This is a genomic window from Prodigiosinella confusarubida (assembly GCF_002847015.1).
GTDB classification, from domain to species: domain Bacteria; phylum Pseudomonadota; class Gammaproteobacteria; order Enterobacterales; family Enterobacteriaceae; genus Prodigiosinella; species Prodigiosinella aquatilis.
This window is the reverse complement of sequence record NZ_CP025085.1, coordinates 80,690-96,687: the sequence shown is the minus strand read 5'-3', so window position 1 is coordinate 96,687 and position 15,998 is coordinate 80,690. Positions and strand designations below refer to the sequence as shown.

Annotated in this window: 12 protein-coding genes; 10 read left to right on the top strand and 2 right to left on the bottom strand. The window is 49.0% G+C overall.

The window, feature by feature from the left end:
* The first annotated feature begins 114 nt into the window (after positions 1-114).
* The 6 genes from zapE (at position 115) to CWC46_RS00390 (ending at position 4,342) form a co-directional block, all read left to right on the top strand.
* A complete protein-coding gene (gene zapE / locus CWC46_RS00420; protein WP_021014169.1) occupies positions 115-1,242 on the top strand; it encodes a cell division protein ZapE in 1,128 nt (375 codons plus the stop codon).
* A 259-nt stretch (positions 1,243-1,501) separates the two neighbouring features.
* Complete coding sequence (gene rplM / locus CWC46_RS00410; RefSeq protein ID WP_021014170.1) at positions 1,502-1,930, top strand: 50S ribosomal protein L13; 429 nt, start codon at positions 1,502-1,504, stop codon at positions 1,928-1,930.
* Positions 1,931-1,945: 15 nt separating this feature from the next.
* Positions 1,946-2,338: a 30S ribosomal protein S9 gene (rpsI, locus tag CWC46_RS00405; RefSeq protein WP_021014171.1), complete on the top strand. Its 393-nt coding sequence runs from the start codon at positions 1,946-1,948 to the stop codon at positions 2,336-2,338.
* Between the two features lie 327 nt (positions 2,339-2,665).
* Positions 2,666-3,307, top strand: a complete 642-nt coding sequence (gene sspA, locus CWC46_RS00400; protein WP_021014172.1) for a stringent starvation protein SspA — start codon at positions 2,666-2,668, stop codon at positions 3,305-3,307.
* 5 nt (positions 3,308-3,312) lie between these two features.
* Positions 3,313-3,804, top strand: coding sequence for a ClpXP protease specificity-enhancing factor (gene sspB, locus CWC46_RS00395; RefSeq protein ID WP_021014173.1), 492 nt, complete (start codon positions 3,313-3,315; stop codon positions 3,802-3,804).
* Between the two features lie 127 nt (positions 3,805-3,931).
* The gene (locus tag CWC46_RS00390; protein WP_021014174.1) at positions 3,932-4,342 is read left to right on the top strand and encodes a GFA family protein; all 411 of its coding nucleotides are present in this window, start codon (positions 3,932-3,934) and stop codon (positions 4,340-4,342) included.
* A gap of 84 nt (positions 4,343-4,426) precedes the next feature.
* Here the strand turns inward: CWC46_RS00390 and CWC46_RS00385 are convergent, their stop codons facing one another.
* Together CWC46_RS00385 and gltB are read right to left on the bottom strand one after the other, a co-directional pair.
* Entirely contained in the window at positions 4,427-5,845 is a 1,419-nt protein-coding gene (locus CWC46_RS00385; RefSeq protein WP_021014175.1) for a glutamate synthase small subunit, read from the bottom strand.
* Between the two features lie 9 nt (positions 5,846-5,854).
* The gene (gene gltB / locus CWC46_RS00380) at positions 5,855-10,315 is read right to left on the bottom strand and encodes a glutamate synthase large subunit (protein ID WP_021014176.1); all 4,461 of its coding nucleotides are present in this window, start codon (positions 10,313-10,315) and stop codon (positions 5,855-5,857) included.
* Between the two features lie 679 nt (positions 10,316-10,994).
* Here gltB and mnmL point away from each other — a divergent pair.
* The 4 genes from mnmL (at position 10,995) to mtgA (ending at position 15,982) form a co-directional block, all read left to right on the top strand.
* Positions 10,995-11,924 (top strand): tRNA modification radical SAM protein MnmL/YtqA, encoded by a 930-nt coding sequence (mnmL, locus tag CWC46_RS00375; protein ID WP_021014177.1) that lies wholly within the window; start codon positions 10,995-10,997, stop codon positions 11,922-11,924.
* Between the two features lie 100 nt (positions 11,925-12,024).
* A complete protein-coding gene (gene arcB, locus CWC46_RS00370; RefSeq protein WP_021014178.1) occupies positions 12,025-14,364 on the top strand; it encodes an aerobic respiration two-component sensor histidine kinase ArcB in 2,340 nt (779 codons plus the stop codon).
* Positions 14,365-14,600: 236 nt separating this feature from the next.
* Positions 14,601-15,254 carry an isoprenoid biosynthesis glyoxalase ElbB gene (elbB, locus tag CWC46_RS00365; protein ID WP_037381098.1) on the top strand — a complete coding sequence of 218 codons (654 nt, stop codon included), beginning with the start codon at positions 14,601-14,603 and terminating at the stop codon, positions 15,252-15,254.
* Positions 15,251-15,982, top strand: a complete 732-nt coding sequence (mtgA, locus tag CWC46_RS00360; protein WP_021014180.1) for a monofunctional biosynthetic peptidoglycan transglycosylase — start codon at positions 15,251-15,253, stop codon at positions 15,980-15,982. The genes elbB and mtgA overlap by 4 nt, the downstream gene beginning before the upstream one ends.
* Positions 15,983-15,998 lie beyond the last annotated feature (16 nt).

The window sequence follows — 15,998 nt, the reverse complement described above, 5'->3', positions numbered from 1 at the left end:
GGTATTATGGTATTGCTTACGGCTGCAAGGTGGTTAACTGCTACGATTACGGGCCAAATCGACGTTAACACGCGATAAAATATAACTAACTTTTTTCTCAGGGATTTTGGAGCTATGCAGAGAGTAACCCCTTTGACGCTTTATCAGCAGGCTTTGTCAGCGCAGGAGTATCAGCCGGATGAAGTACAATACCAGACGGTGATTCGGCTGAATAATATTCATCAGGAATTGGTTAAACATGTGCAGGACATTCAGACTCCACCCACAGGGCTGCTGGGGAAGTGGCGTTCATGGTTGGGGGGACGGGAAGAAACAACGACACCGGTACAAGGGCTTTACATGTGGGGTGGTGTAGGCCGAGGGAAAACCTGGTTGATGGATCTGTTTTTCCATGGTTTGCCGTCAAAACGAAAATTACGTCTGCATTTTCATCGTTTTATGCTGCGCGTGCATGAGGAACTGAACCAATTGCAAGGGCAGGAGAATCCGCTGGAAAAAGTTGCTGATGGCTTTAAGTCCGAAACGGATGTGCTCTGTTTTGACGAATTTTTTGTATCGGATATTACTGACGCAATGCTGTTGGCAGAATTACTTAGAGCCTTGTTTTCGCGGGGGATTACACTGGTGGCAACATCCAACATCCCGCCGGATGAGCTTTATCGTAACGGATTACAGCGCTCACGTTTTTTACCTGCAATTGACCTGATTAAGCAACACTGTGACATATTAAATGTGGATGCGGGGATTGATTATCGTCTACGCACGTTAACCCAGGCGCATCTGTATTTGACACCATTGAATGCCTCGACGGAAACGACGATGCGCCAGATATTCAGCCGACTGTCCGGGCAGAAAATTACAACTGCCGGACCGGTACTGGAAATCAATCATCGCCCGTTGGCAACGCTGAGCGCCGGAGACGGTGTAGTGGCGGTGGATTTCTCTACACTGTGTATCGAGGCTCGTAGCCAGAATGACTATATTGCGCTTTCCCGCTTATATCATAGTGTGTTGTTGCATAACGTCACGGTGATGGGAACAAAAGAAGAAAATGCTGCCAGACGTTTTCTGGCGCTGGTGGATGAGTTTTATGAGCGACGGGTGAAGCTCATCATTTCTGCCCAGGTACCGATGTTTGACCTCTATCAGGGCGAACATCTGAAGTTTGAATATCAACGCTGTTTGTCCCGTCTACAGGAGATGCAAAGCGAGGAGTATTTGCGCCAGCCCCACCTTGCATAGAGCCAGCTCCACCTTGCATAGAAATAGATCCCTTTTTCTACGGGAAACGATAGAAAAAGGGTCGACCTTTGATACCGACTTCTCTATAATCTTGCGACCCCACGTTACAACAAAGTTTTTTTCCCGAAACTTTATCGTGCTGGCAATAGCTATTCGAAGGGGTAGGTTTGCTGGACTAGATAGCCGTGTGAACCTCAACACTATTTATTGAAGCGTTTGGGTGTTCGCCAACGTGTAACTTAAATTGGGTAAGCTTTTAATGAAAACTTTTACAGCTAAACCAGAAACCGTAAAACGCGACTGGTATGTTGTTGATGCGAGCGGTAAGACTTTAGGTCGCCTCGCTACTGAACTGGCTCGTCGTCTGCGCGGCAAGCATAAAGCGGAATACACTCCGCACGTTGATACTGGAGATTACATTATTGTTCTGAACGCTGAAAAAGTTGCTGTAACTGGCAACAAACGTTCTGACAAGATGTATTATCATCACACCGGTTACATCGGTGGTATTAAAGAAGCGACCTTTGAAGAGATGATTGCCCGCCATCCTGAGCGTGTGATTGAAATCGCGGTTAAAGGCATGCTGCCGAAGGGTCCGCTGGGTCGTGCTATGTACCGTAAACTGAAAGTTTACGCGGGTAATGAGCACAATCACGCGGCACAGCAACCGCAAGTTCTGGACATTTAATCGGGATTAATGGCAATGGCTGAAAATCAATATTACGGCACTGGTCGCCGCAAAAGTTCTGCCGCTCGTGTATTCATCAAACCGGGCAGTGGCAACATCGTTATCAACCAGCGTAGTCTGGAACAGTACTTCGGTCGCGAAACTGCACGTATGGTAGTTCGCCAACCGCTGGAACTGGTCGACATGGTTGGAAAATTTGACCTGTTCATCACCGTTAAAGGTGGTGGTATCTCTGGTCAAGCAGGTGCAATTCGCCACGGTATTACCCGTGCGTTGATGGTATATGATGAGTCTCTGCGTGCTGAGCTGCGTAAAGCTGGCTTTGTCACTCGTGATGCTCGTAAGGTTGAACGTAAGAAAGTCGGTCTGCGTAAAGCACGCCGTCGTCCTCAGTTCTCCAAGCGTTAATTTTTGGCTGCTTTGCAGCGGAATTAATGCCAAGAACCCGGTGCTGGTCACCGGGTTTTTTTCACCTGATATACGTAATGTCTAAAAAATAACCTTTATTTATTAGGGGTTAACTATGAAAGCGTGCTTATATCCCCACAAAACGAACAAAATCTGATACACTATTTGCCGATTTTGTGCCTGTTTGCCAGCTGGTGATTTTTGAGAAAATGACAGATGTCGTCAGCGGTTTCCCGCAGTCCGTAGGAAATTTAAACGCGGCAAGGCCTGCAGGATAATATTCGATCGGTTCTTCGCCGTATTTTTTCGATAAACTTGGAGGTTTTCATGGCTGTCGCTGCCAACAAACGTTCGGTAATGACGCTGTTTTCCGGTCCATCCGACATTTTTAGCCATCAGGTTCGCATTGTGCTGGCAGAAAAAGGGGTTAGTGTCGAAATTGAGCAGGTAGACATGGACAATCTGCCGCAGGATCTTATTGACCTCAATCCTTACGGCTCAGTGCCAACACTGGTTGACCGTGAGCTCACATTATATGAATCGCGCATTATCATGGAATATCTTGATGAGCGTTTCCCGCACCCACCTTTAATGCCGGTATATCCGGTAGCACGTGGTCACAGTCGTCTAATGATGCACCGCATTGAGCTTGACTGGTATTCCCTGATGAACACGGTTATGAAGGGTAATGCACAGGAAGCGGATGTAGCGCGTAAACAGCTTCGTGAAGAGCTACTGGCCATTGCTCCGGTATTTAACGAAACACCTTATTTTATGAGCGAAGAGTTCAGTCTGGTTGACTGTTATCTGGCTCCACTGTTATGGCGTTTGCCGCTGTTGGGCATTGAACTGGTAGGGTCTGGTGCGAAAGAGCTGAAAGGCTACATGACGCGTGTTTTTGAACGTGATGCGTTTCTGGCTTCCCTCACAGAAGCTGAACGTGAAATCCGTTTACAAACCAGAGGTTAAACTACATGGCGTTGTCTCAGTTATCTCCACGTCGTCCGTATTTACTGCGGGCTTTTTATGACTGGCTGCTGGATAACCAACTGACACCACATCTGGTCGTAGATGTCAGCATCCCGGGTGTAGAGGTGCCGATGGAGTTTGCCCGCGATGGGCAGATTGTTTTGAATATCGCCCCTCGTGCTGTAGGTAATCTCGAACTGGCTGATGATAGCGTTCACTTCAACGCACGTTTTGGTGGTGTGCCACGTCAAGTTTTTGTCCCGATGGCGGCGGTCATGGCGGTTTATGCCCGCGAAAATGGGGCGGGTACCATGTTTGAACCGGAACCTGCCTATGAAGCTATTACTGATGAGCTTGAAGATCAGGATGAGAATAAAACGGCTTTGATATCTGTGGTGGATAACGAACCGTCAGCAACAGATGACGATGGTAATCCCAATGATGACCCACCACAGCCCCCCCGGGGCGGAAGGCCGGCATTGCGGGTTGTCAAATAACAGTCTCTAATGATAAAAAAGGGCACACGATAGTGCTCTTTTTTATTATCCAGTGAATTGAAAAATAAAAGAAATACCCTGGTTAGTAAAATTTTATCCATTACTAACATTGCTAGAGGTACATGTGATGCAAACCAGCAAAGGTAGCTGTTTATGTGGCGCAGTAACGATAACTATTCCTGAGCAATACACTCACGAGGTTAGTGTTTGTCATTGTGGCGTATGCCGAAAGTGGGGCAGCGGGCCACTGATGGCGATTGAGTGTCCAGATGGCGTGACGATTGAGGGAGAAGAGAATATTACATCGTATCGTTCTTCTGACTGGGCTGAGCGCGCCTTCTGCAGTAAGTGTGGAACGCATTTGTTTTATAAGCTGTTTGAACCAGAAACTTATGAGTTCTCTGCTGGCCTGTTCCCTGACGGGGAAAAGCAGATGATTTCTCAAATCTACATTGATAACAAACCTGATTATTACGATTTTGTGCAGCAAACACCGATGCTGACAGAGCAGGATGTCATTGATCAGTCCGTATCGTGAAAATCTGAATGAAGGGCATGTTTCGGGTGTACCAAAAAAGCAAAAGGCAACTGCTTGAGCTGCCTTTTGTCTGGTTTGTCGTGGTTACACTTCAAGGAAGTTGAGGATGCCCTCTGCGGCTTTACGACCTTCCGCAATGGCAGTAACAACCAGGTCCGAACCTCGGACAGCATCACCACCGGCAAAGATTTTTGGATTACTGGTCTGGAATGCGCTGTCACTGTTTTCTGGCGCAATAATACGCCCCTGACTATCCAGTTTCACATCATGTTTGGCCAGCCAGTCCATTTTATGCGGGCGAAAGCCGAATGCCATGATAATGGTATCTGCTTCCAGCACATGCTCTGAGCCTTCGACAATCTCTGGACGGCGGCGTCCATTGTCATCCGGCGCACCGAGCTCAGTGCGCACCATACGCACCCCACACACTTTACCCGAGTCGTTGATTTCCACACTCATCGGTTGCAGGTTGAATTTGAATTCCACACCTTCTTCTCGTGCATTTTTCACTTCTCGCTTGGATCCAGGCATGTTTTCTTCATCACGGCGGTAGGCGCAAGTGACATGCGTAGCGCCTTGGCGGATTGACGTCCGCACGCAGTCCATTGCGGTATCACCACCACCTAGAACGACCACACGTTTACCTTGCATGGAAACATAAGGCTCATCCTCTGTGGTGGCAAACCCCATCAGTTGCTTGGTATTGGCAATCAGGTATGGCAGTGCATCATAAACGCCCAGCGCATCCTCATTTTCCAACCCACCACGCATGGATTGATAAGTCCCGACACCCAGGAATACGGAATCATATTCTTCCAGCAGGTCGCTTAACTGGATGTCTTTACCCACTTCGGTATTTAACTGGAATTCGATACCCATTTCGGTGAAGATTTCGCGGCGCTTAATCATCACTTCTTTTCCCAGCTTGAACGATGGAATACCAAAAGTCAGCAGTCCACCAATTTCAGGATGGCGATCATACACTACGGCTTTCACACCGCTGCGGGTTAGCACATCGGCACAGCCCAGTCCTGCGGGCCCGGCACCAATAATCGCCACACGCTTGCCGGTAGGTTGAACGTCGGCTACGCTCGGCTTCCAGCCCATTTCTATGGCTTTATCATTGATATATCGTTCTATGTTTCCGATGGTAACCGCACCGAATTCATCATTCAGTGTACAGGAACCTTCACATAACCGATCCTGAGGGCAGACGCGGCCACAAACTTCTGGCAGGCTATTGGTTTGATGTGACAGCTCTGCCGCTTCAATAATGCGCCCTTCGTTAGCCAGTTTCAGCCAGTTTGGAATGTAGTTATGCACCGGGCATTTCCATTCACAATAAGGGTTACCGCATGCCAGGCAGCGATCTGCCTGGGCTTTTGACTGGCCTTCCGAGAACGGCTCGTAAATCTCAACAAATTCAATTTTACGAATTTTCAGCGGTTTTTTGGGCGGATCAACGCGCTGTAAGTCGATAAATTGATAAACATTCTGACTCATGATGACCTCTTACTGCGCCTGTACCCGCAGCTCAGCTGCGGAACGACTACGATGACCCAACAACGCTTTCACATCACTTGACTTTGGCTTAACCAGAGCAAATTTTGATACCCATGCCGGCCAGTTGGCCAGAATCTCTTCGCCATACTGGGAGCCGGTATGATGAACATGCTCGGTAATTAGTCCACGCAGGTGCTCTTCATGAATCGCCAGATTCTCTACGTCCAGCACTTCCACAAGTTCTGGGTTGACGCGTTTACGAAACTCACCGTCTTCGTCCAGAACATACGAGAAACCGCCAGTCATACCTGCACCGAAGTTGACGCCGGTGCGGCCCAGAATACAGACAATACCTCCAGTCATGTATTCACAGCCGTTATCGCCGATACCTTCCACTACGGTAATCGCACCGGAGTTACGTACGGCAAAGCGTTCTCCGGCACGACCTGCGGCAAACAGCTTACCGCCAGTGGCACCATACAGACAGGTATTGCCGACAATGCTGGCTTCATGACTGCGAAACGCGGAGCCGACGGGAGGGCGCACAGAGATAATACCGCCCGCCATGCCTTTACCTACGTAGTCGTTGGCGTCACCGGTCAGAGCCAGCTCAACGCCACCAGCGTTCCAGACACCAAAGCTTTGCCCGGCTGTACCGTTAAAGTAAGCCTTGATCGGGTCACTCGCCAGTCCCTGGTCGCCATGCCGTGCAGCAATCACACCGGACAAGGTGGCGCCTACAGAGCGGTCGGTATTACGAATATCGAAATAGAGTGCTTTGCCTTGCCTGGATTCGACATGTGACTGAGCCTGCTCCACCAGCGCTTTGTTGAGTAATCCTTTGTCGAATGACGGATTATTCTCGGTACAGTACAGCGCCTTACCTGGATGAGGTTGTGCAGTATGCAGTAACGGTGACAGATCCAGCTTGTTTTGTTTGGCAGTGAAACCATCCAGTTCAAGTAGCAGGTCAGTGCGGCCTATCAAATCGACCAGACGACTTACACCTAGCTCGGCCATCAGCAGACGGGTTTCCTGCGCGATAAAATTGAAGTAGTTAACTACGCGTTCTGGCAGACCGTGATAGTGATCGCGACGCAGTTTTTCATCCTGGGTGGCAACACCTGTAGCACAGTTATTCAGGTGACAGATACGCAGGTATTTACAGCCGAGAGCTACCATTGGGCCAGTACCAAAGCCGAAGCTTTCCGCACCCAGAATGGTCGCTTTGATAATATCCAGACCGGTTTTCAGTCCACCATCCACCTGCAGACGGATTTTGTGACGTAAACCGTTAGACACCAATGCTTGCTGGGTTTCTGCCAGACCAAGCTCCCACGGACAGCCAGCATATTTCACTGATGTTAACGGGCTGGCGCCGGTGCCGCCATCATAGCCGGCAATAGTAATCAGATCGGCATAGGCTTTAGCCACACCAGTGGCGATAGTACCTACTCCCGGCTCAGAAACCAGTTTGACTGAAATCATGGCTTTTGGGTTGATCTGTTTCAGGTCGAAAATCAACTGAGCCAAATCTTCGATAGAGTAAATATCATGATGTGGCGGTGGTGAAATCAGAGTAACGCCGGGCACTGAATAGCGCAGTCTGGCAATATATGGGGTTACTTTATCTCCCGGTAACTGGCCGCCTTCACCTGGTTTGGCCCCTTGCGCGACCTTGATCTGGATAACATCAGCATTGACCAGATAAGCGGGTGTAACGCCAAATCGACCGGAGGCAACCTGCTTGATGCGGGATACTTTATTGGTGCCATAACGCGCTGGGTCTTCGCCACCTTCACCGGAATTGGAAAAACCACCCAGGCTATTCATGGCTTCAGCCAGTGATTCATGGGCTTCTGGGCTGAGCGCACCGATAGACATGGCAGCCGTATCAAAACGTTTGAACAGCTCTGTCGCCGGTTCCACCTGGTCCAGCGCGATGGCCGCTCCTTCCTGTGGTTGTAGCGCCAGGAGATCGCGCAGCGTCGCCACCGGACGGTGGTTTACCAGGTTGGCATATTGCAAATAGTCACTGTATTTACCACTGTGAACTGCTGCCTGTAGCGTTTTTACCACATCCGGGTTGTAGGTGTGGTATTCACCATCGTAAACGAATTTCAGCAAACCGCCCTGGTCCAATGTATGACGTTTCAACCAGGCGCGTTTTGACAAATTAAGCAGGTCTTGCTCAAAATCACTGAAGTTGGCCCCGCTGATCCGACTGACTACACCCTGAAAACAGAGGGATGAAATATCCTGGTGCAAACCGACGGCTTCAAACAGTTTGGAACAGCGGTAGGACGCCACCGTTGAAATGCCCATCTTTGACATGATCTTGTACAGACCTTTGTTGATGCCGTTACGGTAGTTCAGCATCACGGTACGGTATGGTTTCTCGATGGTGCGATTATCTACCATCCGGGCCAGTGTTTCATAGGCCAGATAAGGGTAAATGGCAGTAGCACCAAAGCCGAGCAGTACCGCAAAATGGTGTGGATCACGGGCGCTGGCGGTTTCAACGATGATGTTGGCATCGCAACGCAGGCTCTTCTCCACCAGACGGCTCTGAATGGCGCCTACCGCCATTGGTGCCGGTACTGGCAGGTGATCCTGCGTGATGCTCCGGTCGGAAAGTACCAGCAATACTGCGCCGTCACGGACTTTGTTTTCCGCTTCGTCGCACAGTTTTTCAACCGTTTCCTGTAGCGTCTGCTGTTTTGGGTCGAACGTCAGATCGATCCTGTCCGCACGGTAATGCTGCTGATCCTGATTGATCAACTGGTTGAAATCGGAGTAGAGCAAAATCGGTGATTTAAAGCTCAGGCGATGGGCCTGACCCTCCGCTTCACAGAATACGTTCATTTCCCGACCGATACAGGTTGATAGCGACATAACATGTGCTTCGCGCAGTGGGTCGATAGGCGGATTCGTCACCTGGGCAAACTGTTGGCGAAAATAGTCATAAATAATACGCGGACGGCTGGAGAGCACGGCAAACGGGGTGTCATCACCCATGGAACCGGTGGCTTCCTGACCGTTCTCACCCAGCACGCGCAGGATTTGATCCAGCTCTTCTTTGCTATAACCAAATTGCTTCTGATAGGTTTCCAGCATGGTATCGTCCAGCTCGCGGCTACCCACTTGTTCATCAGGTAACTCTTCAAACGGCACGAGGCGCTTAACGTTCTTTTCCATCCACTCTTTGTAGGGATGGCGGCTTTTCAGATCATCATCGGTTTCTGCTGAGTGCAGGATGCGGCCATTACGGGTATCGATAACCATCAGTTCACCTGGCCCGACACGCCCTTTTTCGATCACTTCGTCCGGTTGATAATCCCAGATACCAATTTCAGACGCACAAGTAATCAGTTTGTCTTTAGTGATGACATAACGTGCTGGACGCAGACCGTTACGGTCCAGGTTACAGGCAGCATAACGCCCATCAGACAGTACCAGACCTGCCGGACCATCCCATGGCTCCATGTGCATAGAGTTAAAGTCGAAGAAAGCACGTAGTTCCGGATCCATATCCGGGTTGTTCTGCCATGCCGGTGGCACTAGCAGGCGCATGGCGCGCACGATATCCATCCCGCCAGCCAGAAACAGTTCCAGCATATTATCCAGCGAGGTGGAGTCCGAGCCAGTTTCGTCCACAAATGGGGCCGCATCTTGCAGATCCGGGATCAGCGGCGTTTTGAATTTGTAGGCACGAGCGCGGGCCCACTGACGGTTCCCCGTAATGGTGTTGATCTCACCGTTGTGCGCCAGATAACGGAACGGTTGAGCCAGACGCCAGCGTGGTACGGTATTGGTGGAAAAGCGTTGATGGAACAGGCAAATGGCTGATTCCATACGCAGGTCTGCCAGATCCAGATAAAAACGCGGCAGATCCGTCGGCATACACAGGCCTTTGTAGATGTTCACTACATTGGAGAAGCTGCACACGTAGAAATCGTTATCTTGTACGCGCTTTTCAATACGGCGGCGCGCCATGAATAAGCGGCGTTCCATATCACGTTGACGCCAACCTGCCGGAGCATTCACAAAGATCTGTTCAATACGCGGCAGTGAGGACAACGCGATTTCACCCAGGACATCCGGATTGGTGGGCACTTCGCGCCAGCCAACCACAGAAAGGGTTTCATTCTGCAACTCTTCTTCTACAATCTTGCGGGCGGCACGGGCCTTCTCTTCATCCTTATTAAGGAACATCATGCCGACGGCATAATTTTTCGCCAGCCTCCAACCATGCTCTTCGGCGACCAAGCGGAAGAAGCGGTCAGGTTTCTGAAGCAATAGACCACAGCCGTCACCGGTCTTGCCGTCAGCAAGAATCGCGCCACGGTGCTGCATACGGGCAAGCGCGTGAATGGCAGTACGCACTACTTTATGGCTCGGTTCACCTTCTATATGGGCGATTAATCCGAAACCACAGTTGTCTCTCTCTTGGGATGCATCGTACAACATATTCAGTGAACCTCCCCAGGCTCTATATGACTCTCTCCCACCAGTCAGCGGGCACCTTTGTGCGAGCGATATCCAACTGACGTAAATATAGCGTCAGTGGGTTTTGCCGCTCTCTTTTCCGGCCTATCGTGACGATCTCACAAGTGGTAATAACTTGCTTGATGAGGGAGTCTTCTTCTTACTGCATAAATATGACGAGACATCATCTCGTCAGGAAAGCTTCCAGCGGATTCCCAAATTAGCGAGAAACCCTGTTCAGGTCAAATATCAATATCAAACCTGACTTTCAGGGATAATATTTACTTATTCATATGAAAGATAAGCATTTTTACAATTAAAAGAAGGTGTTGGCAAGATACGAGGAGTCATTTAAATGTGAGCTGTATCACTATGCTAATGATGAATTATGACCGCGACATGCTGCTATATCTTCTCTTATCGGCATCTTATTCTGTTTGAATCTAATTTTTTACTTTATGTCACTGTTTTTTATCTTCACGTCATCTTTTAATGAAATCGGCTGGGAGGATAAGAAAAATTAATCGGCTGGGATATGATTTTATTTTCAATAAAAATGAATAACCATGCACTTTAACGCGCCGGAGCGGGATTGATCATAGTCATCGCGGTAAAACAGATGAAAGAGTAGGCTGCTGTTCCTGCGGGGGAAGAACAGAATATGCAATTACAAAAAATAATCAATATGTTTGGTGGTGACCTTCAGCGTCGTTATGGGGAAAAGATCCATAAGCTTACGCTGCACGGTGGGTTTAATTGCCCAAACCGGGACGGCACTCTGGGGCGTGGAGGCTGTACATTTTGTAATGTGGCGTCATTTGCGGATGAACACATGCAACAAATTAGTATCACCCAGCAGCTGGAGACGCAGGCAGGAAAGGTAAATCGTGCTAAACGTTATCTGGCTTACTTTCAAGCCTATACTAGTACTTACGCTGAAGTTCAGGTATTGGAGTCCATGTATTGCCAGGCACTGGAACAGGCGGAGATGGTTGGATTATGTGTGGGAACCCGGCCTGATTGCGTCCCGGACGCTGTGTTGGATTTACTGGCCGGATATCGGGAGCAAGGTTATGAGGTATGGTTGGAACTGGGATTGCAAAGCGCGAGTGATAAAACGTTGCATCGTATTAACCGTGGACATGATTTTTCCTGCTACCAGGAAACGGTTTATCGTGCCCATATTCGTGGCCTAAAGGTTTGCTGTCATCTTATTGTCGGTCTGCCTGGAGAAGATGCCAAATGTTGTCTGTCAACGCTGCAACAGGTTGTTGATACAGGTGTTGAGGGGATAAAGCTGCACCCGCTACACATTGTGGATGGCAGTATTATGGCTAAAGCATGGCGAGCCGGGCGGTTATCGGAACTGACACTGGAAAATTATGTGGCAATCGCCGGGGAAATGATTCGGTATACGCCACCGGAAATTGTTTTTCACCGGATTTCTGCCAGTGCCCGCCGACCCACATTGCTGGCCCCACTGTGGTGTGAAAATCGCTGGACCGGCATGGTTGGACTCAACAACTATTTGCTGGAACATGGTGTGCAAGGCTCTGCATTAGGCCACCCCTATCAGTATCATCCTGCCTGAAGACCGATATTCGTGGCGGTTCGCAAATTAACTGCTCATTTACCGCGCTCATTATTATTTTACGGTATGATTTGCGGGTCCACGACTAAGGAAAAACACTATGAAGCAAATCCGGCTATTGGCTCAGTACTACGTTGATTTAATGGTAAAACTGGGTCTTGTCCGTTTTTCTCTGCTACTGGCTTCGGTGCTGGTGTTGTTGGCACTGGTGGTGCAGATGGCGGTAACACTATTGCTCAGTGGTGAAGTCACCAGTATTGATGTTGTGCGATCCATCTTTTTTGGCCTGGTGATCACTCCCTGGGCGGTTTATTTCCTTTCTGTCGTGGTGGAACAACTGGAAGAGTCGCGTCAGCGGCTTGCCAAGCTGGTAGCCAAGTTGGAGGAAATGCGTCATCGCGACCAGCAACTGAATGAACAATTACAAGATAATATTGTTCAGCTTAATCAGGAAATTGCGGATCGTATCAAAGCCGAAGACGCTCGTCTGCTGATGGTGAGTAAATTGCGCGAGGAGATGTCTCGTCGGGAACAGGCGCAGGTTGAGCTAGAGCAACAATCAGCCTTGCTGCGTTCCTTTCTCGATGCTTCACCAGACCTGGTTTATTATCGTAATGAAAATAAAGAGTTCTCTGGTTGCAACCGTGCGATGGAATTGTTGCTTGGCAAAAGCCAGAAGCAGCTGATTGGTCTGACACCAATCGATGTTTACACGCCAGAAATTGCGGAAAAAGTGATGGAAACCGATGAAAAAGTTTTCCGTCATAATGTTTCCCTGACCTATGAGCAGTGGCTGGTATACCCCGATGGGCGCAAGGCCTGTTTTGAACTACGAAAAGTACCATTTTATGACCGAATGGGAAAACGACATGGGTTGATGGGGTTTGGACGCGATATAACGGAGCGTAAGCGTTACCAGGACGCGTTAGAGAATGCGAGCAGGGAGAAGACCACTTTCATCTCAACAATCAGCCACGAGCTTCGTACGCCGCTTAATGGCATTGTCGGTTTAAGCCGTATTCTGCTCGATACACATCTGGATACGGAACAGCAGAAATACCTGAAGACCATCCATGTCAGCGCTATCACGCTGGGCAATATTTTCAACGATGTCATTGAAATGGATAAGCAGGAACGCCGTAAGGTTCAACTGGATAATCAGCCGATAGATTTTGAAGGCTTTGTCGTCGACCTGGAGAATCTGGGTGGGTTGCTGGCGCAACCGAAAGGGCTGCGATTAAAAATGGAACTGCATCAACCCTTGCCGAAGAGCGTCATTACGGATGGTACCCGGTTACGTCAAATCCTGTGGAACCTGCTGAGTAATGCTGTGAAGTTTACCCAGCAGGGAAACATTGTGGTGCGAGTGGAGTATGGACCAGGTGATCAGCTGTGCTTTGAGGTTGAAGACTCCGGTATGGGCATTCCCGTCGATGAGTTAGAAAAAATCTTCTCCATGTACTATCAGGTAAAGGATCAGAATGGCGGCAAACCGGCCACCGGAACCGGCATCGGTCTGGCAGTATCGAAGCGTTTGGCGCAGAACATGGGCGGCGACATTCTTGTTACCAGTGAACTGGGCAAAGGTTCTTGTTTCACTTTGACAGTCGTGGCGCCAGCGGTGGAAGGAGAGAGCGCAGATGCCGAAGGTGAGGAAGACATACCATTGCCGGCACTGAATGTCTTACTGGTGGAAGATATTGAGTTGAATGTGGTGGTGGCCCGCTCGGTACTGGAAAAACTGGGCAATAGCGTCGATGTGGCAATGACCGGTCAGGCGGCGCTGGATATGTTTGATCCTGACGAGTTTGACCTGGTGCTGCTGGATATCCAGTTGCCGGATATGACGGGTCTGGATGTGGCTCGTAAGCTGCGTGAGCGTTATGCCCATCGGGATCTGCCGCCGCTGGTTGCGTTGACGGCCAATGTACTCAAGGACAAAAAAGAATATCTGGATGCAGGTATGGACGATGTGCTGAGCAAACCACTTTCCGTGCCGGCACTGACTGCCGTCATCAAACAGTATTGGGATCATCATGAAGGCGACGCCCCTGTCGTGTCGGAAGATATTCCTGAGTCGGTTCAGGAAAACACGTTGGATATCGCCATGCTGGAACAATATCTCGATTTGATTGGTCCGAAACTGATTCATCAAAGTCTGGCGATGTTCGAGCAAATGATGCCGGGCTATCTGGCAATACTGGATTCCAATATGACGGCACGTGATCAGAAAGGTATCGCGGAAGAAGGACACAAAATCAAAGGTGCGGCCGGAACGGTAGGGTTACGGCATTTGCAGCAGGTAGCCCAGCAGATTCAGACCACAACATTGCCGGCTTGGTGGGATAACGTTCAGGAGTGGATTGACGAACTAAAGCATGATTGGCGTCATGATGTTCAAATGCTGAAGGATTGGGTTTCAGAAGCTGAAAAAAAATGACCCCGACCGAAGCCGGGGTGCGCGAATTATGCGCCAACACCAGGGAAACTTGTACACCTGCAATCTGCTCTCAAAGTTGTTAGTTCGCAGGTGTGTGTGGAATTACATCTTCTGGCAACAAACACCATAGCAAATATAGCGCCGTTTGTTACAAGAATCATTAAAATGTGTTATGTAGATTAGTGTTTGTCAATCAAAAAATCAATTAGTTGATGTAATGAAATGAGGTTTATATGATGAAAAAAGTCGGCGTCGTACTTAGTGGGTGTGGAGTTTTTGATGGTTCAGAGATTCACGAAGCTGTCTTGACTCTGCTTGCAATTGATCGGGCTGGTGCTGAAGCTGTTTGCTTCGCTCCAGATAAGGAGCAACTGCATGTAGTGAATCATCTGACCGGGGAAGTAACCAGCGAGAAACGCAATGTTTTAGCGGAGTCCGCACGTATCGCCAGAGGGAAAATCCAGCCTTTGTCTGCGGCGGACGCACGGCAGATTGACGCACTCATTGTTCCTGGTGGGTTTGGTGCTGCAAAAAATTTGAGTGATTTTGCCATCCGTGGTGCAGCGTGCCAAGTTGATGAAGACCTGAAATTACTAACAAATGAAATTTATAAGCAAAACAAACCAATTGGTTTTATTTGCATCGCTCCAGCCATTTTACCAAAACTGCTTAAAACTCCTGTTCGCCTTACCATTGGCAATGATATTGAAACAGCAGAAACCATTGAGGAGATGGGCGGTACCCATGTCGTTTGTCCAGTGAATGATATTGTGGTCGACATTGATAACAAGATTGTGACTACGCCAGCCTATATGTTAGCGAATTCCATTAGTGAAGCTGCTACAGGTATTGAGAAGTTGGTTTCTCGTGTACTGGCTTTGACTGAATGAGGCCGGAGCGTTACCGCACTCGTCTTTTCGTGACGACAAAACGTTGGATTTCCCGGGCGATACTGGTGGTGTTGGGGTTCTGGCTGCTGGAAATATTATTGTTTGCTTTCTTGCCAGTACCTTTTTCGACTGTGATGGTTGATAGACAACTAACGGCTTGGTTTAATGGAAATTTTTCTTATGTGGCCCACTCCGATTGGGTCTCGATGGATGAGATCGCACCGGCGATGCCATTAGCTGTCATTGCGGCAGAGGATCAGAAGTTCCCGTATCATTGGGGATTTGATTTTGCAGCGATCAATGCGGCTCTCAGACACAATGAACGCTACGAAGGACGTATTCGAGGCGCATCGACCTTGTCACAACAAACAGTGAAAAATCTGATGTTGTGGGATAGCCGTAGTTGGTTTCGCAAAGGTCTGGAGGCCGGGTTAACGGTCGCCATCGAGCTAGTCTGGACCAAACGCCGTATTCTGACGGTATATCTTAATATCGCTGAATTTGGACCAGGCGTGTTTGGCGTCGAGCGTGCGGCCAGATATTATTTCAAGAAGCCAGCCAGCCGTCTGACTGCCAGCGAGGCGGCAATGTTGGCTGCTGTATTACCTAACCCTATTCACTATCATGCCAATGCCCCATCAGTCTATGTCATACGTAGACAGCAATGGATTTTGAGACAGATGCACCAGATTGGCGGAGAGGCATTTCTGAAAACGAATGGATTATAGTAAAAAGAGTATTAAT